The 21,617-nt window shown below is 66.1% G+C and carries 16 protein-coding genes; 7 read left to right on the forward strand and 9 right to left on the reverse strand.

What is annotated here, in order from left to right; all coding sequences use genetic code 11:
• The first annotated feature begins 33 nt into the window (after nucleotides 1–33).
• Genes QWJ37_RS14170 through QWJ37_RS14180 form a run of 3 tightly spaced genes read left to right on the forward strand, consistent with a single transcriptional unit; the run spans nucleotide 34 to nucleotide 3,181 of the window.
• On the forward strand, nucleotides 34–1,233 hold the full coding sequence (locus QWJ37_RS14170; protein WP_290245665.1) for a type III polyketide synthase: 1,200 nt from the start codon (nucleotides 34–36) through the stop codon (nucleotides 1,231–1,233).
• Entirely contained in the window at nucleotides 1,230–1,964 is a 735-nt protein-coding gene (locus tag QWJ37_RS14175) for a class I SAM-dependent methyltransferase (RefSeq protein WP_290245666.1), read from the forward strand. The genes QWJ37_RS14170 and QWJ37_RS14175 overlap by 4 nt, the downstream gene beginning before the upstream one ends.
• Before the next feature lie 5 nt (nucleotides 1,965–1,969).
• Entirely contained in the window at nucleotides 1,970–3,181 is a 1,212-nt protein-coding gene (locus QWJ37_RS14180) for an NAD(P)/FAD-dependent oxidoreductase (RefSeq protein ID WP_290245667.1), read from the forward strand.
• A gap of 20 nt (nucleotides 3,182–3,201) precedes the next feature.
• Here QWJ37_RS14180 and QWJ37_RS14185 read toward each other — a convergent pair whose 3' ends face one another.
• The 4 genes from QWJ37_RS14185 to speB all read right to left on the reverse strand — a co-directional run bounded on the left by QWJ37_RS14185 (nucleotide 3,202) and on the right by speB (nucleotide 8,148).
• Nucleotides 3,202–4,875 carry an MDR family MFS transporter gene (locus QWJ37_RS14185; RefSeq protein WP_290245754.1) on the reverse strand — a complete coding sequence of 558 codons (1,674 nt, stop codon included), beginning with the start codon at nucleotides 4,873–4,875 and terminating at the stop codon, nucleotides 3,202–3,204.
• A 50-nt stretch (nucleotides 4,876–4,925) separates the two neighbouring features.
• Entirely contained in the window at nucleotides 4,926–5,441 is a 516-nt protein-coding gene (locus tag QWJ37_RS14190; RefSeq protein ID WP_227905599.1) for a MarR family transcriptional regulator, read from the reverse strand.
• Between the two features lie 86 nt (nucleotides 5,442–5,527).
• Nucleotides 5,528–7,183: a thiamine pyrophosphate-binding protein gene (locus QWJ37_RS14195; RefSeq protein ID WP_290245668.1), complete on the reverse strand. Its 1,656-nt coding sequence runs from the start codon at nucleotides 7,181–7,183 to the stop codon at nucleotides 5,528–5,530.
• On the reverse strand, nucleotides 7,180–8,148 hold the full coding sequence (gene speB / locus QWJ37_RS14200; protein WP_290245669.1) for an agmatinase: 969 nt from the start codon (nucleotides 8,146–8,148) through the stop codon (nucleotides 7,180–7,182). The genes QWJ37_RS14195 and speB overlap by 4 nt, the downstream gene beginning before the upstream one ends.
• 119 nt (nucleotides 8,149–8,267) lie before the next feature.
• Here speB and QWJ37_RS14205 point away from each other — a divergent pair, with 119 nt between their 5' ends.
• A complete protein-coding gene (locus QWJ37_RS14205) occupies nucleotides 8,268–9,950 on the forward strand; it encodes an FAD-dependent monooxygenase (protein WP_290245670.1) in 1,683 nt (560 codons plus the stop codon).
• 72 nt (nucleotides 9,951–10,022) lie between these two features.
• On the opposite strand, the gene QWJ37_RS14210 is transcribed toward QWJ37_RS14205, so the two are convergent.
• Genes QWJ37_RS14210 through QWJ37_RS14220 form a run of 3 tightly spaced genes read right to left on the reverse strand, consistent with a single transcriptional unit; the run spans nucleotide 10,023 to nucleotide 13,586 of the window.
• The gene (locus QWJ37_RS14210) at nucleotides 10,023–10,598 is read right to left on the reverse strand and encodes a cupin domain-containing protein (RefSeq protein WP_290245671.1); all 576 of its coding nucleotides are present in this window, start codon (nucleotides 10,596–10,598) and stop codon (nucleotides 10,023–10,025) included.
• Between the two features lie 3 nt (nucleotides 10,599–10,601).
• Nucleotides 10,602–11,768, reverse strand: a complete 1,167-nt coding sequence (locus tag QWJ37_RS14215) for an AI-2E family transporter (protein ID WP_290245672.1) — start codon at nucleotides 11,766–11,768, stop codon at nucleotides 10,602–10,604.
• Between the two features lie 15 nt (nucleotides 11,769–11,783).
• The gene (locus tag QWJ37_RS14220; protein WP_290245673.1) at nucleotides 11,784–13,586 is read right to left on the reverse strand and encodes a long-chain-fatty-acid--CoA ligase; all 1,803 of its coding nucleotides are present in this window, start codon (nucleotides 13,584–13,586) and stop codon (nucleotides 11,784–11,786) included.
• A gap of 338 nt (nucleotides 13,587–13,924) precedes the next feature.
• Between QWJ37_RS14220 and QWJ37_RS14225 the strand changes: the two genes are divergently transcribed.
• The 3 genes from QWJ37_RS14225 (at nucleotide 13,925) to QWJ37_RS14235 (ending at nucleotide 19,137) form a co-directional block, all read left to right on the forward strand.
• Nucleotides 13,925–15,058 carry a VIT1/CCC1 transporter family protein gene (locus QWJ37_RS14225; protein ID WP_227905611.1) on the forward strand — a complete coding sequence of 378 codons (1,134 nt, stop codon included), beginning with the start codon at nucleotides 13,925–13,927 and terminating at the stop codon, nucleotides 15,056–15,058.
• Between the two features lie 445 nt (nucleotides 15,059–15,503).
• Nucleotides 15,504–17,321 (forward strand): BCCT family transporter, encoded by a 1,818-nt coding sequence (locus QWJ37_RS14230; protein ID WP_290245755.1) that lies wholly within the window; start codon nucleotides 15,504–15,506, stop codon nucleotides 17,319–17,321.
• Nucleotides 17,322–17,580: 259 nt separating this feature from the next.
• Nucleotides 17,581–19,137: an alpha/beta fold hydrolase gene (locus QWJ37_RS14235; protein WP_290245674.1), complete on the forward strand. Its 1,557-nt coding sequence runs from the start codon at nucleotides 17,581–17,583 to the stop codon at nucleotides 19,135–19,137.
• Between the two features lie 67 nt (nucleotides 19,138–19,204).
• Here the strand turns inward: QWJ37_RS14235 and QWJ37_RS14240 are convergent, their stop codons facing one another.
• A complete protein-coding gene (locus QWJ37_RS14240) occupies nucleotides 19,205–20,611 on the reverse strand; it encodes a sugar porter family MFS transporter (RefSeq protein WP_227905831.1) in 1,407 nt (468 codons plus the stop codon).
• Between the two features lie 83 nt (nucleotides 20,612–20,694).
• Nucleotides 20,695–21,597 (reverse strand): succinate--CoA ligase subunit alpha, encoded by a 903-nt coding sequence (gene sucD / locus QWJ37_RS14245; RefSeq protein WP_227905829.1) that lies wholly within the window; start codon nucleotides 21,595–21,597, stop codon nucleotides 20,695–20,697.
• Nucleotides 21,598–21,617 lie beyond the last annotated feature (20 nt).

Raw genomic sequence — 21,617 nt, forward strand, 5'->3', positions numbered from 1 at the left:
GTGCGGAAGATCACCATCCCCTAAGAATGGACTATGACGGTTACCCTCAGGTCCTTGGAAACTGCAATTCCCCCCACTGTTCTGGTGCAGGATGAAGTCCGCGATACGTTCGCCGCGCAGCCGGGGCTGACCCGGCTGGGCGAACGGCTGGTCCGCACCTGTTTCAATTCCGCTGCCATCGATACCCGGCGCACCGCGCTGGCCGAGCTTTCCCTCAATGACACCTCGGAACACCCTAAGTTTTATGATGCCCGCAGCGGCCTGCTGCTGAGTCCCAGCACCAAGGTCCGCAACGATATTTTCGCGGTCGAGGCCACCAAGCTGTTTATTGAAGCCGCCGCGAAGGCCCTGGACGCGTGCGCCGGAATTGCCGCGGCGGACGTCACCCATGTCATCACCGTCTCCTGCACCGGGTTTTTCAACCCGGGACCGGACTACAAGGTGGTCCGGGCGCTGGGCCTGAACGCCTCGGTGCAGCGCTACCACCTCGGTTTTATGGGCTGCTATGCGGCCTTCCCGGCGATGCGGGCCGCCAAATCCTTCTGCGACGCCGATCCCCACGCCGTGGTGCTGGTGGTCAGCGCCGAACTGTGCTCCTTGCATGTGCGCACCTCCAATGACCCGGATGCCATCATGGGGTCCTCGCTCTTCGCAGACGGCGCGGCGGCGGCCATCATCACTGCCCGCGAAGACCTCCCCGCTTCCGGTCCGGCCATCCGGCTGGACCACTTCGAAACCGTGCTCACGCCCGTCGGCGAGGAAGCCATGGCCTGGAACATCGGCGACGAGGGGTTTGAGATGGTGCTGGGCACCTACGTTCCGCACATCATCGACGATCACATTGTCGGGGCACTTGAGCCGCTGCTGGCACACGACCCGACCGTCAACGGCCGCCCGTACAGCGACATTGAGCATTGGGCCATCCACCCGGGCGGACGCAGCATCCTGGACAAGGTGGAGACCAAACTCGAACTCACCGAGGAGCAGCTGCTCCCGGCGCGGGAAACCCTGCGCACGGTAGGAAACATGAGCAGCGCCACCGTGCTGTTTGTGCTCAAACGCATTCTGGAGCTGCCCTTCAATGGCGGTAATGAGCGGATCTGCTCCATGGCCTTCGGGCCCGGACTCACGGTGGAGACGGGGCTGTTCACCCGCGTTGGCGGACCGGTGCAGCCCGGTTCAGCAGAGCAGGCGGACCGGGCGGCGCCGCTGGGCGTTCCTGCGGCCGTATGACGCCTGGCTTTCCGTCCCTGGCAGAGCGGGCGGTGGACGCGGTGGAGGAAATGGACCGCCCGGACGCCGACCCGCGCCGCCTCGAGCGAACCTATGCCCAGTTCTGGCTCATCAATGCGGTGGTCTCCGGGTGGCGGCGCAACTATGTCCGCTACCTTCGCCCCCTCTTCCGTGAAGCGGGTGGCGGGAGCCTGCTGGACATCGGCTCCGGAGGCGGGGACGTAGCCCGCAGCCTGGCCCGCTGGGCCCGGCGGGACGGCCTCGACGTGGAAATCACCGGGATTGACCCCGATCCCCGGGCCCACGCCTTCGCTTCCGCGCGGCCGGCGGTCAAAGGACTGACCTTCCGTCAGGCCTTCAGCTCCGATCTGGTGGCTGAGGGGCAGGTTTTCGATGTGGTGATCTCCAACCACATGCTGCACCACCTCACCCCGGAACAAATGCAGGCCCTGCTGGCGGATTCACGGCAGCTGGCCCGGCACCTGAGCCTGCACAGCGACATTGAACGCAACCCCTGGGCGTATGCCCTCTTCTCCATCGGGACCCTGCCCTTTTTCCCCGGCTCGTTCATCCGCGCAGACGGACTGACCTCGATCCGGCGCAGCTTTACCCGGGAGGAACTGCTCATGGTAACTCCGCCGGGCTGGCAGGGACGGCAGCACCGCCCCTGGCAGAACCTGCTGTTCTGTCCGCCGCCCGGACGGGTCCCCGGCCTGTCGAAGGAGGCGTGATCCGCGTGGCGACAGCCCCGGCTTCCACGGCCATCCCATCCCCACTGCCGGACGCGCCGCCGCCCCTCGTGCCGCGGCCTGCTGCCGACGTCGTGATCGCGGGCGGCGGACCGGTGGGAATGTACCTGGCCATCCTGCTGCTTCAGGCAGGGGTGTCGGTCCAGGTGCTGGAACAGCGTCAGGTACGCAGCGCGCATTCGCGGGCCATCGGGGTGCATCCCCCGGCGCTGGAATCCCTGGCCCTGGCCGGGATCGCCGGGGCCATGGCCCGGGAAGGGGTGCAGATCAGCCACGGCGAGGCACGCAGCGCGGGACGGACAGTTGCCCGGTTGGGATTCGCCGCTGCTTCGGCCCGTTATCCGTATGTCCTCACCCTGCCGCAGGTGCGCACCGAGGAACTATTGAAGGAGCGGTTGCAGGCACTGGACCCGCAGGCCCTGGTCCGCGGGGCCCGCGTCGAATCCTTCGAGGAGGACGGCCCCTCGGTGCGCGTGCACGGTACCGCAGACGAGGGATCCGCCTTCACTTCCACGGCCTCACTGCTGGTGGCCGCCGACGGTGCACGCTCCTCCATTCGCACCGCCCTGGGGACACCGTGGTCCTCGCGGCTGCTTCCGGATACCTATCTGATGGGCGACTTTCCCGATGACACGTCCGACGGCTCGCTGGGCGTGCTGTATCTGGAACCGGAGGGCATAGTTGAGTCCTTCCCCCTGCCCGGAGGCCTGCGCCGCTGGGTGGTGCATACCGATGCGCTGGCCACAGATGCCTCCGCCGCTGATCTGGCGGCCATGGTGCGCCACCGCACCGGGCACCGGCTGGACGCAACGCGGAACTCGATGCTCAGCGCCTTCGGGGTGCGGATTGGCCGCGCCGAACGCCTGGTCCGGGGCCGGACGCTGCTGATCGGTGATGCGGCCCATGTGATCAGTCCCATCGGCGGGCAGGGCATGAACCTGGGCTGGCTGGACGCGGCGGCCGTGGCACCGCTGATCGCCGCTGCCCTGCAGGGCGAACCGGTCGGCACGCGGCTGCGGGGCTTTGAACGGGACCGCCGCCGCGATGCGGTGGTGGCGTCAGCCCAGGCCCGGGTAAACATGATGCTGGGCCGCCCCCTGCCTGTGGGGGTGATGGCCCTGCGCAACGCCGGCCTGGAACGGATGTTCCGCAGCCCGGCGCTGGCCGGAGCAGTGGCGCGCCGGTTCACCATGCAGTAGGTGCCGGCGCGCTTCCCGCCTTACTGTTTCGGGCTCGCGCCCGGGGTCTGTCCGTCGCCCGCGTTTCCGGCGTGGGCCGCCTGCCGGGAAGCCTCCGTTTCCGCTGTGCGGGCGGCCGGAACCGCGGCCATGGCGCCGGTCTGCAGCATTTCGCTGCCTCCGGTCAGGCCCGGTTCCACCGGGCTGGCCGAGGTCGGTTTGATGTCCAGCGTCCGGCGCAGCGCCTGTTCCTTGATGAACAGCACAGCCACCAAAGCGATCACGGCAACGGCCGCTGCGATGCGGAAGATGTCAGCGGTTCCTTCGGCATACGCGATCCGGAAGAACGTCTGCACCTGCTCCGGCAGCTCCGCGATGTCCAGGGTGGCCGTGGTGCCGCCGCCCTCGGTCGGGATGCCCGCATCCGTTAGTTCCCGGGTGACCCGGTTGCTCACCGAACTGGACAGCACGGCACCCAGGACGGAGACGCCGATGGCGCCGCCAACCGTGCGGAAGAAGGCCACCGAGGCGCTGGCGGAGCCGACTTCGGTGACTTTCACCGTGTTCTGCACGGCGAGGACCAGGTTCTGCATCAGCAGGCCCATGCCGACACCGAGGATAAAGATGAACAGGCTGACCAGGACCATCTCGGTTTCGTGGTCAATGATGCCCGCGAGCCCGGTACCGAGGATGACCAGAAGGGTACCGATGATCAGGTAGCGCTTCCATTTGCCGAACCGGGTGATCAGCAGGCCCGATCCCACGGACCCGAGCAGGTTGCCGGCAATCATGGGCAGCATCAGCAGGCCGGCTTCGGTGGGGGTGAAGCCGCGGGCCAGCTGGAAGTACTGGCCGAGAAAGGTGGTGGAACCGAACATGGCGATGCCCACGGCCACGGAGGCGATGATGGCCAGGGCGGTGGTGCGCTGGGAGATGATCTTCAGCGGAATGATGGGTTCGGGAACCTTGGACTCAACGAACACCAGCAGGGCCAGCAGGACCACCGAGCCGCCCACCATGGCGGCCGTTTCCCAGGACCACCACTCGTAGTAGCCGGCCTTGCCGGCGAAGGAGACCCAGATCAGCAGCAGAGAGATTCCTGCGGTGAGCAGGATGGAGCCCAGCCAGTCGATCCGTGCCGGGCGCCGCACGTGCTCCAGGCGCAGGGTGATCTGCAGCAGGACCAGGGCGACGACGGCGAGGGGAACGCAGAGGAAGAAGGTCCAGCGCCAGCCCAGCGGGCTGTCCACAATGAAGCCGCCCAGCAGCGGGCCGCCCGCAGTGGCCACGGCCATCACGGCACCCATGTAGCCGGAGTACCGGCCGCGTTCGCGCGGCGGAATGATGGATCCGATGATCGCCTGTGCCAGTGCCGTGAGTCCGCCCATGCCGAGGCCCTGGATCACGCGGGCCGTCAGCAGCAGCTCCATGTTGTGCGAGAACCCGGCCAGCACCGAACCGGCCACGAAGACCACGATGCTCAGCTGCACCAGCAGCTTTTTGCTGAACAAGTCAGCGAGCTTGCCCCAGATCGGCGTGCTCACCGCGTTGGCCAGCAGCGCCGCGGTGACCACCCAAGCGAAGTCCGTCTGGGTTCCATGCAGTTCACCCATGATGGTGGGCAGTGCGTTGGCCACGATGGTGGTGCTCAGCATTGCCGTAAAGAGGGCTGCGAGCAGGCCGGTGAGGGCCTGCAGGATCTGGCGGTGGCTCATCTCGCCGGGTACGTGTTTTGTCCTGGCTGTCTTTGCTGTCTTGGTTTCGGTCACTTAGCTGTTTGCTCCTGCGGAGTAGGCATGGAATCGGACGCGCCAGGTGTTGAACGGGACGTACCGGCGGTGCGGAAGGAAGAAAAGAGAGTGTCGGAGAGTGCCCCGATAGAGTTCGATGCCGTCTGGGCCTGCTCCTCGGTCCAGTCGGAGAGGGTTTGCTGCAGAATGGCTGCCCGGTGTGCCAGGGCCTGCGCCAGGACTGTTTCCCCCAGTTCGGAGAGGCTGATGAGGTAGGCACGGCGGTCCTGGGGATGCGGGCGGCGCCGGACATAGCCAAGCTCTTCCAGCTCGGCGACGTGGCGGCTCAGTCCGGCCGGCCCGATGCCCAGTTTGGCTGCGAGCTCGGTGGCCCGCAGTTCACCGTCTTCGGCAATCATGCGCATGACGCCCTGTGATGCCACCCCGGGTCCGCCGCTGTCGGCGCTGAGCTGGGTGACGCACCGCAGGGCCCGTTGAAGGGCGAAGACTTTGCGGGTCAGGTCTTCCGCCGTTGCCTGCTGCACGGGCATGGGATTCCTCCGGACGGATCGATAGTTGACCTAGGCAACTATACGCCGGAATTTGACTAGGTCAACTAACTAAACGCCGTGGAACGCTATGCCAGATGGGTAGGGGCGAAAAGTCCTATCCGTGCCTCCACCACCACAACGTTGGGGCCCTCCGCCGTGAAGGACTCCTCGAGGGCTTCACGGATGCCTGCGGGTGAACAGCGGCGGGCCGGAACCCCGAAGGATTCGGCGAGCTTCACAAAGTCCGGCCGCGCCAGCTCCGTTGCCGTGGCCTTGCCAAAGGCGTCCTCCATGTATTCGCGCAGGATCCCGTACCCGCCATCGTCGACAATCAGCCAGGTCACGGCGGCGTCGTGCTGCCGGGCGGTGGCCAGCTCGGCTATGGAGTACATCGCGGAGCCGTCTCCTGACACCGCCAGCACCCGCTCCCCCAGGCCGAGGGCCCCGCCGATGGCCCCGGGGAAGCCGTACCCGAGTCCGCCGGCGCCCTGGGCGGAGTGGAACTGCCCGGACCGGGCGTCCCAGCAGCTCCAGGCCCAGTACGCGGAAATGGTCATGTCCCAGTAGGTCTGCATTTCATCCGGAACGGCGGCCCGGATATCAGCCATAAACCGGCGCTCCAGGGCGAGGTCCTGTGCGTCCAGCCGTGCCTGCACCCGGCCCAGGGCCGCGGCGACCGCCTCCCGGGCGGTCTGTCCGTGCCAGTCCGGGAGTTCGGCTGCGGCCGCAGGCAGTGCAGCGTCAAGTGCTTCCAGTGCCTGCCGTGCATCGGCGCGGATGCCAAGGGCCGGTGCGTTGGACTCCAGCACCCGCGGTTCGGCGTCGATCTGGATGATCCGGCCGCGCGGTGCCATGGTGAAGTAATTGGAGGTCACTTCACCCAGCGAGGACCCGATGACCAGCAGCACGTCAGCGTCCTCCAGCAGGTCGGTCATATGCCGGTCCTCCATCCACGACTGCAGGGACAGGGGATGTTCCCAGGGAAAGGCACCATTACCGCCCGGGGTACAGATCACCGGCGTGTGGAGTTTCTCGGCGATCGAGAGCAGGGACTGCCCGGCCCCGCTGCGGCGCACTCCCCCGCCGGCAATAATGGCCGGACGCCGGGCACCGGACAGCCACTGAACGGCTTCCTTCACCAGTTCACTGCGCGGAGGATTGTCGAATGGCTCGGCCAGGGCGTCCTCCACCGCCGGCACCAGCACGGGATTCAGCAGGACGTTTTGCGGCACCTCGATCCACACCGGACCCATCGGGGAGGAGATGGCCTCGGTCCAGGCATCCTGGATGGCGGACGGAATGCCGGAAGCGTGCTGGATCAGCCGCTGGCTCTTGGTGACGTTGGCAGCGGAGGCCTTCTGGTCATCGAGCTGGTGCAGCATGCCCCTCCGTCGGGCACCCAGCCCCTCGATCGGCAGCTGGCTGGCCACCACAATCAGGGGTACACCGGTGGCATAGGCTTCCTGCAGCCCCGCCAGCGCGGTCAGTGCCCCGGGGCCGGTGGACAGGAAGACCACCCCCACCTGTCCGGTGGCCCGGGAAAAGCCGTCGGCTGCGAAGGCTGAGTTGTTTTCCACCCGGGAGGAAATGAACTCCAGCCGCGAGCGGGACAGGGCGTCAAAGAGTCCCAGCGCGTGCTGGCCGGGAATCCCGAACACCTTCGTGGCGCCCAGGGCTTCGAGTGTTTCCACCACCAGGTCGCCGCCGTTACGGGCAGGTGCGGTGCCGGCTCCGGCGCTCATGCGGAAAGCCCCATCAGGGTGATCAGGTCATAGGCAACATGCGAGGCCGCCACGGCGGTGATATCGGCATGGTCGTAGGCGGGGGCGACTTCGACGACGTCGGCCCCCACCAGGTTCAGTCCGCGCAGTCCGCGCAGGATCTCCAGCAGTTCCCGGCTGGTCAGGCCTCCGGCTTCGGGAGTGCCGGTTCCCGGGGCGTGGGCCGGGTCCAGGACGTCAATGTCCACGGAGATATAGAGCGGCCGGTCGCCGATCCGCTCCCGCAGTTTCGCCACCACCTCATCCACCCCCTGGCGGAGGACGTCGGAGGACGTCACGATGCCAAAGCCGAATCGTCGGTCCTCTTCGAGATCCTTTTTGCCATACAAGGGTCCCCGGGTACCCACATGGGAAAGGGCGTCGGTGTCCAGGATGCCTTCCTCCACGGCCCGGCGGAACGGGGTTCCGTGTGTGTATTCGGCGCCGAAATAGGTATCCCAGGTGTCCAGGTGTGCATCAAAGTGCAGCAGGGCCACCGGGGTCCCGGCGCGTTCTGCAGCGGCACGGAGCAGCGGGAGGGCAATGGTGTGGTCCCCGCCCAGGGTCAGCAGTCTCGTCCCGCCGCCGGTCAGGTCCAGGGCGTTCTGCTGCACGGTCTCAATGGCCTCATGAATGCTGAACGGGTTCACCGCCATGTCACCGGCGTCCGCCACCTGCAGGTTTCCAAACGGTGATGCGTCGAGCGCCGGATTGTAGGGGCGCAGCAGGCGGCTTGCTTCCCGGACATGGTTGCCGCCGAACCGTGCGCCCGGCCGGTAGGAAACGCCGCTGTCAAAAGGCACACCCACCACGGCCACATCGGTGCGCCCCACCTGGTCCAGCCGGGGCAGCCGGGCAAATGTGGCAGCGCCGGCGTAGCGCGGAACCAGCGCAGCATCCACCGGACCGGTGTTGCCGTTGGCGCTGACGCGGGGAAGGTTGTCCATGGGGTTCTCCGGATCCGGCGCGGGCGTCGTTGCCCGCACCCCTGTTATCTGTAGGTAATCAAAAGTTTACCGAAAGGCTAAAGTGGAACTGCGCTCAGGGTCAAGACTAGGCTGAGAGCATGGCGGCCCACGATAACAGCGCAGACCCTTCCTTCGACGTCGACGTCCTGATTGTCGGCGCCGGCCCTACCGGCCTGGCTCTGGCCGCCCAGCTCAGCGCTTTCGGCGCCAGTTTCCGCATTATTGACCGGCGGCAGACACCGGGTACCGAGTCGCGAGCCATTGCCATCCAGCCGCGCACTCTCGAAGCACTGCGCCCCTTCGGTATTGGTGATGAACTGGCCGCGGCGGGCCACCCGGCACGGCAGCTGCAGCTGCACCTGCCCGAGGAAACCCTGAATGTGGACCTCTTCGATTCCGGGCTCGAGGACTCCGCCTACCGGCAGCTGCTGTTCCTCTCCCAGACGGAAACCGAACGCATCCTCACGCAGTACCTGCTCTCACGCCGGGTGCGGATTGAGCGCGGCGCCGAGCTCCAGGACCTCGAACGCCTGGACCCGGAAGACCCGTTTGCCGGCATGGAAGCCAAGATCCAGCGCATGGACCGCGGCATCGAACGCATCCGCGCCCGTTATGTGGTGGGAGCGGACGGTGCCAACAGCACGGTGCGCGCGAAGGCCGGCATGGACTGGCGCGGTACGGCCTACCCGGACACCTTCATCCTGGCGGACGTCGAGGTTGACGGCGCGGAGCCCGACACCGTGCACTCCTACCCCACCGAGGACGGCTTCCTTTTCCTCTTCCCGCTCGGCGGCCCGGCCACCTGGCGGATGATTGGCATCAAACCGCGCGGGGACAACTCGCCAACCACCCTGGAGACGCTCCAGAAGCTGGCCGACACCTTCACCCGCGGAGAACTGCAGGTACGCGATCCGCAGTGGATCAGCACCTTCCGGCTTTCCCACCAGGTGGCGGAGTACTTCCAGCGGGGTTCCGTGTTCCTGGCTGGCGATGCCGCGCACGTGCACTCCCCCGTGGCGGCGCAGGGCATGAACACCGGCATCCAGGACGCACTGAACCTTGGCTGGAAACTTGCCCTCGGCTCCCGGGGCCTGGCCAGCGATGACCTGATCGACAGCTACGACGCCGAGCGGCGGCCCGTGGGCCGGGATGTGGTCTCCGCGACGGACCGGATCTTCAAGCTCGCCACCAGCCGCAGCGGCCTGGCGAAACTGCCGCGTACCAAGCTTCTGCCCGCGCTCGCCCCGAAGGTCATGGACTGGGACGGGCTGCGTTCCCGCCTCTTCCGGACCATGTCGCAGCTGAACGTTAATTACCGCGGCTCGGACATGGTGCAGTCCGGCACCTCCCGCCTGCCGGGTTTGCTGGCCTCCGGTCCGCGCCCCGGTGACCGGATGCCGGATGCCGATGTGATCCACCAGGGCCGCGAACGCCGGCTTCAGGACCTCGCGGTTGCGCCGGGCTTCACGGTGCTGCTCTGCGGCCCGGGATGGCCGCAGGACGCCGCCGAGCAGATCCAGGCATCACTGCCCCGCCTGGCCGGGCTGCTGCACGTGAAGCAGCTGATGACAGGCAGCAGGCTGATCGCCGGCGGGCCCGGCATCATCCAGGATGTCAGCGGCCTCGCGTTCCACCGCCTGGGCCTGAGCTCACGCCGTCCGGAACTGCTGGTCATCCGCCCGGACGGCTACGTTGGCTACCGGACTGCGGGCCGGGACCTGTCCGGTGCGCTCAGCTACCTGGCAGACCTTACGGCCGCGGCTGAGCCGGCACGGGTCTAGCAGGCCGGGACAGCCTCCGGCCCGGGTCCAGGCGGAAGGTACCCAGCGCCGACCCGGCAGTGGAACGCGCTTTTACGCGCTGCCGGGTCCAACCAGGGTCCACAGCACTACGGCCTCCCCGCTGCCGGGGTTATGCCAGGAGTGCGGTTCCCTGCCGGGAAAGGTGACAGTATCCCCGGCAGCCAGGTCCAGTCTCTCGCTGCCCAGAATCAGCTGGAAACGGCCCTGAACCACGTGCAGCACTTCGACTTCGCAGTCCACGGAATACAGGTCTGCCTCTCCGGTACCGCCGGGTTCAATGACGGAGCGGACCACTTGGACCCGGCGCTCGGTGCGCGCCGTGACCAGGCGTTCCACAATCCCGTCGCCGCCCAGGCTGATCCGCGGGGCGTCCTCCCAGCGGGTCAGATTAATCTGGGGGGGCGAAAAGAGGTCTCCGATGGAGATCGAGAGCACCTGGCACAACGTCACCAGGGACGCCACGGACGGTGAGGTCAGATCCCGTTCCACCCGGCTGAGGAAGCCCTTGGTCAGGCCGGTTGCCTCGGCCACCTGTTCAATGGTCATCCTGCGGGCCTGCCGGGCGGCACGGATGCGCACGCCGATGGCAACCGGCGCGTTGGTAGGTTCTACGGGCAGGGCCTTCACGCGTCAGCTCTCCGCGGATTCCATTTCGGGCTGTTCCTCGGGATCAGGGATCTCAGCCAGCTCCTCGATGTCCTCACCGTTGTCTTCCCCGGTCCACACCTTGATGACCGCCCAGCCGACGGCCGTGATGGGTACCGCCAGGATGGCGCCGATAATCCCGGCCAGGATGGTTCCGGCGGTCAGGGCCAGGAGGATGACCAGGGCATGGATGCTCAGGGATTTACCCATCACCACGGGCTGCAGGAAGTTTCCTTCGATCTGGTTCACGGCAATGATCACCACCACCACCACCAGCGCCACCACGGGGCCGTTGGCTACGAGCGCAATCAGGGCGGCGAACACTCCGGCCGCCGTTGCGCCCACCAGCGGAATGAAGGAACCGACGAAGACGATCACTGTCAGTGGCAGGGCAAGCGGGACCTGCAGGATGAACAGGGCCGCACCGATGCAGACCGAGTCCACCAGCGCCACGATGGCGGTGCCCCGGATGTAGCCGCCAAGGACTTCCATGACCCGGAAGCCGGAGATGCGGGCCTTTTCGCGCCGGTCTTCGGGGAACCACCGCAGGAAGAACGCCCAGATCCGGTCCCCGTCCTTCAGGAAGTAGAACAGCACCACGGCCATCAGGAGGAATCCGGTGATAAAGGACGTCGCTGCTGACAGGCCCGCAATTGCCCCGTTACTGACGGTACTGCTGGTGGCGAAATCGATCGCCGCGTCCCGGGCGTCCCTGAGCATGTTGTCATCGATCGGCAGGGGGCCGTTCAGGATGAAGTCATAGAGCTTGTCGAAGCCCTGGACTGCCTGGTCCACCAGGGAAGACCACTCGCTGCGAATGGCAAAAACAATGCCCGTCACCAGGCCGCCGAAGATCGCCAGCAGCAGCAGGAAGGATAACCCCGTCGCCAGTGCACTGGGCCATCCCTTACGACGCAGCCAGTTCACGAAGGGAGCGATCGCCGCCCCAAGGATGAGGGCAAGAAGGACAGGGATCACCACCAGCGTGATCTGCCGGAGCCCGTACACGGACACGGACACGAGCACCAGGATCAGCAGGATCTGTGCCGCACGCTGTGCGGCATGCCCCAGGGGGCCGCTCCAATACCGGCCGGGCCTGGTGTGGTCGGCTTCGGCAGGCCGTTCCTTCCGCTGCGTGCTTGATGCGCTCATGTCCGCTCTCTCTGCTCAGGGCTGTTTCGGGGCACCGGCAGGACCGGCGTCAGGATTGACGGGCGCAGTGCCCTGGTCGGGTGCAGCGGACGATCCGTCGATGCCGTTCTGCAGGTTATCGCGCACATGCCGGCGCAGGACCTTGCCGATCAGCGAACGCGGCAGTTCCTGGATTTCCACGATGCGCCGCGGGACCTTGTAGGCGGCCAGTTCATTGCGCACATAGGCCCGCAGCCCTTCGGCATTGAATCCCGAGCCGGGCTTGAGCACCACGGCGGCCACCACGTCCTCGCCGCCTCCGGTCCGGGCCATGCCCACCACCGCGGCATCATCCACGGACTCGTGCCGCTTCAGGGCGTCCTCCACTTCGGACGGGGAGACGTTGAAACCGCCGGTAATGATCAGTTCCTTGATCCGGTCCCGGATGGTGACAAATCCGTCGTCGTCCATGGACACAATATCGCCGGTGCGGAACCAGCCGCCCTCAAGCAGCGCCGCTTCGGATTCCCGGGGCTTGTTCCAGTAACCGCCAAAGACCTGCGGGCCCTTGATCAGCAGTTCGCCGGGCGTGCCGTACTGCACCTCCACGGCGGGATTCTCCGGATCCACAATGCGGATATCGGTCTCGGGGAAGGGCACACCCACGGTGCCGGGCTTGCGGCTGGGACCGAAGGGGTTACCCAGCGCCACAGGGGAGGTTTCGGTCAGCCCGTAACCTTCGATCAGGTGCCCGCCGGTTGCCGCTTCCCAGGTTTCCACCGTTTTCGGCGGCAGGTTCATAGCTCCGGAAATGGCGAACCGGACACCCTTAAGCGAGACGCCCTGTTCCGCTGCGGCAGCCGCGAGCCGGTCGTAGATGGGCGGTACTGCCGGCAGGAAGGTTGCGGGCGTTTTCTTCATGGCCTGCAGGGTGAGGTCCACATCAAACTTCGGGAACAGTACCAGGCGGGCGCCCATGCTCATGGCAAAGGTCAGGCTCAGCGTCAGGCCATACGCATGGAACATCGGCAGCACGGCATAGACGGTTTCCTTGCCGGGGCGCAGGCCCTGCACCCAGGCCCGGCCCTGCGCGGCGTTCGCCATCAGGTTGGCGTGCGAGAGCATTGCCCCCTTCGGATCGGCCGTGGTGCCGCTGGTGTACTGGATGGCCGCCAGGTCCGAGGACTCCGGACGCGGGTGCCGGCGGCGCAGCGGGCGGGTGTCCAGCAGCGTCTTCCAGGTCAGCACCTTCCGTGCCCCGCTGCGCGGCCGCTTGTCTGCCGTCAGCGCGGCGCGGGCCGTGCGGGCCTTGGCAACGGGCAGCTTCAATGCCAGCCGGTTGCTCAGCGGCATGGCTTCGATCAGGCCAACGGAAATGATGGTGTGCACCGGGATGTCCGCGGGCAGGTCCTGGATCTGCTGGACGGTCTTGTCCCAGACAATGGCCACAGTGGCGCCGTGGTCTTCGAACTGATGCCGCAGCTCACGGTCGGTGTAGAGGGGGTTGTGCTCCACCACTACAGCGCCCAGCCGCAGGATGGCGTAGAACGCCACGACATGCTGCGGGCAATTGGGCAGCACCAGCGCCACCCGGTCCCCCTTGCGTACACCCAGCTTCTGCAGTCCCGCCGCTGCCCGGCGGATCTGTTCACCCAGCTCGGCGTAGCTGGTGGTGGCACCAAAGAACTGCAGCGCGGTTTTGGAACCGTATTTACGTACCGACGTCTCCACCATGTCCACCAGGGAACCCTCGGGAAGGCTGAAACTTGTCAGGACCCCGTCGCTGTAGTGGCGGGTCCATGGACGGTCCGGATCCGGGACAGGAAAGTTATTGCTCACGTAATTGACTTTAGCGCCTGCCCGGCTTTGCCTTAAGCTGCTGTGTCTTGGCCCAAACCGTGCCTTACCGCGAGCCGGCGGGTTTTGCACACCGGGATCGACTACACTTGGGCGTCGAAGGGGAGTAGCTCCGGCCGGGTCTGTGTTCTGAACGATGTCTGAAGTGATGTCTGGGATGGCGCAGCCTGTCAGCCCGAGGCCTGTCGACACACTGGACGCTGCGGCGTCCCGGCAGTCCACCCGCCGACATCAGCGGCGGGCGAGCGAGACCTTCGGTCAGAAGAGTCGTAGCTAAGCTGGCCGGATCCCCATGCGTTCCGGTCCCTGTCAGGAGCACCGTGAACCCCTCCCCCTCGCCGGACCGTTCAGGCGAAAGCCCGCACCAGCCGACGGCGGCCGATAAGAAACGCTGGCGCCAGTACCTGGCCGATGAGCAGGCCGAAGCAGCCACCTACCGTTACCTTGCCGAACGCCGCGAGGGCGAAGAGCGGGACATTTTGCTGGCCCTCGCCGAAGCGGAGGGACGCCATGAAGAGCACTGGCGCAGCCTGCTGGGCGACGACGCCGGCCGGCCGCTGCGCCCCTCCCTCCGCAACCGGATGCTGGGCCTGCTGGCCCGCCGGTTCGGTTCGGTGTTTGTGCTGGCCCTTGCCCAGCGGGCGGAGGGCCGGTCTCCGTATTCCCAGGACCCGAATGCCACCAGCGCCATGGCCGCTGATGAACAGATCCATGAGGAAGTGGTCCGCGGCCTGGCCACGCGGGGCCGGACCAGGCTGTCCGGTAACTTCCGCGCGGCGGTGTTCGGCGCCAATGACGGTCTGGTGAGCAACCTTGCCCTCATTATGGGCATCGGCGCCACCGGGGTCTCCAGCACCTTCATCCTGATCAGCGGTCTGGCCGGCCTGCTGTCCGGCGCCTTGTCCATGGGTGCCGGCGAATACGTGTCCGTTCGCTCCCAGCGCGAACTTCTGGACGCTTCCCGGCCCACGCAGATCACGCTTTCCGCCGCGAAGTCACTGGACATTGATGCCAATGAGCTGGTGCTGGTCTACCGTGCCAGGGGCATGTCCAAGGAAGCGGCCGAGCACCGGGCGGCCGAGCGGATGGGACTCTTCAGCTGCGACTGTGATCCGAGCTTCTCACTGAATCCCGAGGCTGACGACGCCGGGGAGGCCCGGGACCAGCACGAGTCCGTGGGCACGGGCCTCGGCGCTGCCGCGTCGAGCTTCTGCTTCTTCGCCTCCGGCGCCGTCATCCCGGTACTCCCGTACCTGTTCGGTCTGACCGGCCTGACCGCCGTTGTCCTCTCCTGCGTACTGGTGGGTCTGGCACTGCTGATGACAGGCGCCGTCGTGGGTCTGCTTTCCGGTGCTTCCCCGCTCAAGCGGGCCCTGCGGCAGCTTGCCATTGGCTTCGGCGCCGCTGCCGCAACCTACCTGCTGGGTATGTTCTTCGGCACCACCGCCCTCTAGGTCCGGGACCCGTCCGGCGGCCCGGCCACCACTACCGGCATGCCGCCACAGCCTGTTCCGTGCGCATTGCCGGGCACGGAAATGGAACCAGCCGATTTGACTTGCAACGAAGCCGACCGCAACGTTGAAAGGAACACACTCGCGAATTATGTAAAGGGACGCAGAGGTCTGGCCGCGTTGCTTTTGAGAAATCCGGCGGACTGTGGGCGGTACTCTGAGCCCCGCCGCCGGGAGTGGTTGCCTTTCTGCCTGCCCCGGGTCCGTCACAAGGACCCGCCCTTTGCGCTGACATAAGGAAAGGCCTATGGCTACCACAGAAGGTCCGCCGCGCGACTCCGCGATGCACGACGGTGATCCCGCGTCCTCACGGCTCGCCATCACCATCGATGAAACCACCACGTCCTCCCTCCCGGTGGTGGAGCAGGAACACGAACTCGTCCAGCTAATGATTGAGGGGCAACGCGCGCAGGAGAAGGCACTCAGCCGCGGTGTACCCGCGAAACTGGACAAGCTGCTCTTTGCCGTCACCGGTGTCCTCGCCCTGGCATTTATTGCGTGGGGCTTCTTCGGAACGGACAACCTTTCCGCAGTCTCCCAGACGGCGCTTGACTGGGTGATCACCAATGCCGGCTGGTTCTTCGTCCTGCTGGCTTCGTTCCTCGTGGTGTATGTCATCTGGCTGGCCGTGGGCCGGTTCGGCCGCATTCCGCTGGGCCAGGACGGCGAGGAACCCCAGTACAAGACCGTGTCCTGGATAGCCATGATGTTCTCCGCCGGCATGGGCATCGGCCTGATGTTCTACGGCGTCGCAGAACCGCTGTTCTACTACATCTCCCCACCGCCGGGCACGGTGGATGCCCAGACCCCGGAAGCGCTGCAGACCGCTATGGGAACCTCGCTGTTCCACTGGGGCCTGCACCCCTGGGCCATGTACGCCGTGGTGGGTATTGCCATGGCCTACGGCACCTACCGGCTGGGCCGCAAGCAGCTGATCTCCTCCGCCTTCACCTCGCTCTTCGGCGCCAAGCGCGTGGACGGCCCACTGGGCAAGGTCCTGAACATCTTCGCGATCTTCGCGACGCTCTTTGGCACCGCCGCTTCCCTGGGCCTCGGCGCCCTCCAAATCGGCAGCGGCCTCCAGGCCACCGGCTTCCTGGGTACGGTGGGCACACCCATTCTGGTGGCCATTGTCGCCGTCCTCACCGGCTGTTTTGTGGCCTCCGCCGTGTCCGGCATTTCCCGCGGCATCCAGTGGCTGTCCAACATCAACATGGTCCTGGCTTTCGTCCTCGCCGCGATCATCTTCGTGGTGGGCCCAACCCTGTTCATACTCAACGTGGTTCCCGCCGCCATCGGTGACTACGCCGCGAACATGGCCCAGATGGCCTCCCGGACCGAAGTGACCGGCGATGAAGCCATGCGCGCCTGGCTCTCCAGCTGGACCATCTTCTACTGGGCCTGGTGGCTCTCCTGGACGCCTTTCGTGGGTATGTTCATCGCCCGGATCAGCCGCGGGCGCACCATCCGGCAGTTTGTTACCGGCGTCCTGCTGGTGCCCTTCGCCGTCAGCGTTGTCTGGTTCTCCGTCTTTGGCGGCGCGGCCATCGGCACCCAGCAGGAAGCAGCGGCCAACGGATCCGAGGGGCTGGTCACCATGGTGGACGGGGAACCCACCATTTCCTTCGACGGATCGCTCTTCGATCTCTTCGCTGCCCTGCCGATGCCGAATCTGCTGGCCGGCGCCGTCGGCGTTCTGGCCATGATCCTCATCGCAATCTTCTTCGTCACCGGAGCAGACTCCGCATCCATCGTGATGGCCTCAATGAGCTCCAACGGCGCGGAAACCCCGCCCCGTGCCGTCGTCGTCTTCTGGGGAATCCTTACCGGTGGCGTGGCGGCAGTGATGCTGCTGGCCGGCGGCGACGAACCTGCCGAGGCATTGGACGGCCTGCAGCGCATCACCATTGTGGCGGCTTTGCCCTTTGCCGTGGTGATGTTGCTGCTAACCGTGGCACTGGTTAAGGACCTGGCTAGAGATCCGCTCTCGCTGCGGCGCAAGCTCGCGGTATCCGTTGTCGGCCGTGCCATTCAGGCCGGCGTGGAGGAGCACGGTTCCTCCTTCGACCTGCACACCACCGAGCATGACGAACGCCAGGAGCCGGCAGCATCCAACAACGGTGCGGTGCCGGCCGATAGCGCGGCCTCCAAGAGCGCGGCGCCAGAGGGCACAGACCGCGACGGCGGTGCCCGCGGCGGCAAGTAGCCGCAGGCAAGCACCGAGAATCATCCCGGAATGCCCCCGCACCATAGGTGCGGGGGCATTCCGTCTGCCTGAAACCGTCCATGCCGTACCGGCGTCCCCTAAACCACTGACCATCGCAGCACAATAGACAACGCCAAAAAGGACGCCACTATCGGTTCAATATGTTGCACAAAGCTTGTGCCCCCGCCGGCCTCTCCATAGTCTGCGGGAAGTTACCAGTCGGTAACCAATCTTCTTCCCCACGGACAATGAGGTCATTATGAGGAAACACCTGGGCGTTTTGGCGGTTGCCGCAGCTTTGCTGGGCCCCACACTGGCTGCCGTACCCGCTGTGGCAGCACCGGCTGCCCCCACTGCTGCGGCACCGGCAGCGCGCACCGACGTCGTCGTCACCAGCTTTGACGGCACGCCTATCCATACCAATTTCTTCCCTGCCACAGGGCTCGCCGCCGGGCAGCAGGCCCCTACCGTGATGGTGGGGCCCGGATTCGGGCTTCCCGGCGGACGCCTGCCGGTCACCTCCACCAGCACCCTGATCGGCTCCATCGGCATCGCGCCGCTGCGGGAAGCCGGGTACAACGTGGTCACATGGGACCCGCGCGGGTTCGGCCTCAGCGGCGGTGAGGCCTATGTCAACAACCCCGCTTATGAGGGCCGGGACGGCTCGGCCATCATTGACTACATCGCAGCGCAGCCGGAAGCGAGCCTGGACGCCCCGGGGGATCCTGTGCTGGGCATGGCCGGGGCCTCCTACGGCGGCGGCATCCAGTTTGTCCTCGCCTCCCAGGACCAGCGGGTGGACGCGATCACGCCCACCATCGCCTGGAATGACCTCACCACCAGCCTCTACAAGGCGGGCTCCTTCAAGAGCGGTTGGGGTGCCCTGCTCTGCGCCGAAGGTACGGCACTGGGCCAGCTGGGTTCGCTGGTGGGAAACCAGGGCGCCCTGGCCGCCCCGGTCCGGAAGGCCTGCAGGGAAGGGCTGACCTATCCAAACCAACTCAGCGCCGAATCCATTGCCTACTTCGAGTCACTGACTCCGGAAAGTATGTTCACCTCCATTACTGCTCCCACGCTGATCATCCAGGGCACTGCGGATACGCTGTTCACCCTTGATGAGGCCACCCGCAACTATCGCCTGATCAGCAGCACCGGCACCCCCACCAAAATGCTGCAGTTCTGCGGCGGACACGGCTTGTGCAACTCCGCGGCCGGTCCGGACCGGATTACCCCGGCGGTGCTGAACTGGTTCAGTAAATACCTCCGGGACCAGCCGGTGGACACCGGAGCCGCTTTCGAGTTCATTGATCAGCACGGCGTCACCCGGGCTGCTCCGGGCTACCCGGAAGCCACCGGCTCCCTTACGGGTGCGGGGCGGGGATCCATGCTCCTCTCCCCCGCCGCCGTCAGCGGCGCAGTGGTAGCGGCTGCGGTTGCACCGGTAGCAGTCAACGTACCGATTACCTCACCGGCGGTCACCACTTCGGTCTTCGGGGCGCCGCAGCTGACGCTCACCTACAAAGGGTCAGCCCGGCAGGGCAGCACCCACGTTTACGCGCAGATCATAGATAAGGCCCGAGCTTCCCTGGTGCTGGGCAACCAGGTGACGCCGGTGCCGCTGGTCCTGGACGGCAAAGAACACACCGTGACCCTGCCATTGGAAGAGGTGTCCTACACCGTAACGTCCGCCAGCAGGCTGGTGCTGCAGGTTACGCCGGCCACGTCCGTCTACGCGCCGCCGAAGGCCACCGCGCTCACCAGCTTCACTGCGTCGGTGACGGTGCCCACGGTCGCGGCATACCCTGCCGTTCCCTAGGGGATCTTGGAAAGGCGGAAGGGACCCTGCAGCGTGCTGGGTCCCTTCCGTTGTGCGTCTGCGCCGGCTACTTGGTGCCGGCGGCGCGGAGCTGTTCCTCCACCTGTTCCAGGCTCTGGCCGCGGGTTTCCGGGACGTACCGGCGGACAAACAGCAGGGCCAGGATCCCGAGCACCACAAAGATAAAGAAGGTGTTGGAGATGCCGATGGCAGCCATCAGGATCGGGAAGGAGAATCCAACGGCAAAGTTGGTCATCCACTGCACAAAGACCGACATGCCGATGCCGAGCCCGCGGACCTTCAGCGGGAAGATCTCGGAGAGCATCAGCCAGGTGACCGGCGATACGGCGCCCTGCTGGAAGGCCAGGAACGTCACGGTCAGGGCCAGGATGAGGTACCCGCGGAGGCTGCCCTCGGCCACAGTCAGGGACACGATCCCGATCAGCAGCAGGGAGGATGCGGTGCCGACGAGGCCGGTCATCAGCATTCGGCGGCGCCGGACCCGCCCCAGGAGCCAGATGCCGACACAGGCTGCGGCCACGGAGACCACGCCGTTGGCGATGTTCGCCGTGAGGGCCGCTTCCGTACCGAACCCTGCATTGGCGAGGATCTGTGTGCCGTAGTACATGATCGCGTTGACGCCGGTGATCTGCTGGACGATGGACAGGCCCATGCCGATCAGCAGCACCCGCATCAGCCACGGCTCGGCGAAGTCACGCAGGCTCCCGGCGGAGGCAGACTCCTTCTCCGCGAGTCCGCGCACCTCGTTGTATTCGGACTCGGCCGCTTCCGCGCTGCGGATACGGCGCAGGGCGGTAAGGGTTTCCGCGAAACGGCCCTTGGAGGCCAGCCAGCGCGGGCTTTCGGGCACAAACGCGATACCGATCCACAGCGCGATGGCAGGGAGGGTGGCCACCACGAGCATCCAGCGCCAGACGCCCTGATCCTCACCCCAGATGTTGCCGATCACCGCGTTGGCGATGAAGGCAACCAGCTGGCCGGTAACAATCATCAGCTGGTCGCGGGTCACCATCTGGCCGCGCCGTTCAGCGGGAGCCAGTTCGGCCAGGAACAGGGGCACCAGCGCCGAAGCGCCGCCCACTGCCAGCCCCAGCACGATCCGGGAGATCACCATCACGGCAATGGTGGGCGCCAGCGAGGTACCCAGCGTACCCAGCAGGAACACGACGGCGAGTCCCATCAGCACGCGGCGGCGGCCAAACCGGTCGGTCAGCTTGCCGGAGATGGCACCGCCAAACGCCGCGCCGAAGAGCAGGCTGGAGGTGATGAGGCCCTCGGTGAACGGGGTCAGACCCAAATCGTCCTGCATGTATGGCAGTGCGCCGTTGATGACGCCGGTGTCATAACCGAACAGGAAACCGCCGAGGGTGACAATCCAGGAGGCGCGGCGCAGGGCCCGTTTATGCCGGGATGCGCCGGCCTTGCCGGGACCGTTTGTTACTGAGGTGGACATGTCTAACTTTCTAACCGGATCAGTACGCACAAAACCCCCGTCCCGCGGAATGTATCCGCGGGACGGGGGCATGCGTGGTGGAACTAGAGGGCTGCGTAAACTTCGCGCAGCAGGGTGGCGGTCTCGGACGGCGTCTTGCCGACCTTGACGCCGGCAGCCTCGAGGGCTTCCTTCTTGGCCTGGGCGGTTCCGGCGGAACCGGAGACGATGGCGCCTGCGTGGCCCATGGTCTTGCCTTCGGGAGCCGTGAAGCCTGCCACGTAGCCGACAACCGGCTTGGTGACGTTGGCCTTGATGAACTCGGCTGCGCGCTCTTCGGCGTCGCCGCCGATTTCGCCGATCATCACGATCGCCTTGGTTTCGGGATCCGCTTCGAACGCAGCCAGGGCGTCGATGTGGGTGGTGCCGATAACCGGGTCGCCGCCGATGCCGATGGCGGTGGAGAAGCCAAGATCGCGCAGTTCGTACATCATCTGGTAGGTCAGGGTTCCGGACTTGGAAACCAGGCCGATGGGGCCCTTGCCGGTGATGTTGGCGGGCGTGATGCCGACCAGTGCTTCACCGGGGGTGATGATGCCGGGGCAGTTCGGGCCGATGATGCGGGTGACCTGGTTGCCGTCGGCGTCCACCTTGGACTGGGCGTGGGCCCAGAACTCGGCGGAATCCTGTACGGGGACGCCTTCGGTGATGACCACAACGAGGCCGATGCCGGCGTCGATGGCTTCCATGACGGCGTCCTTGGTGAAGGCCGGCGGCACGAAGACGATGGAGACATCGGCGTCGGTCTTGTCGATGGCCTCGGCAACGGTGCCGAAGACGGGCAGTTCAACGTCGCCGTGGGTGACGGTGGTGCCTGCCTTGCGGGCGTTGACGCCGCCGACAACCTGGGTGCCGGCCTTGAGCATCAGGGCGGTGTGCTTGGTGCCTTCGCCGCCGGTGATGCCCTGAACGATGACCTTGGAGTCCTTGTTCAAGTAGATAGACATAGGTGGATTCTCTCTTCTAG

The sequence above is a fragment of the Arthrobacter sp. YD2 genome, assembly GCF_030410475.1.
GTDB lineage: Bacteria > Actinomycetota > Actinomycetes > Actinomycetales > Micrococcaceae > Arthrobacter_B > Arthrobacter_B zhangbolii.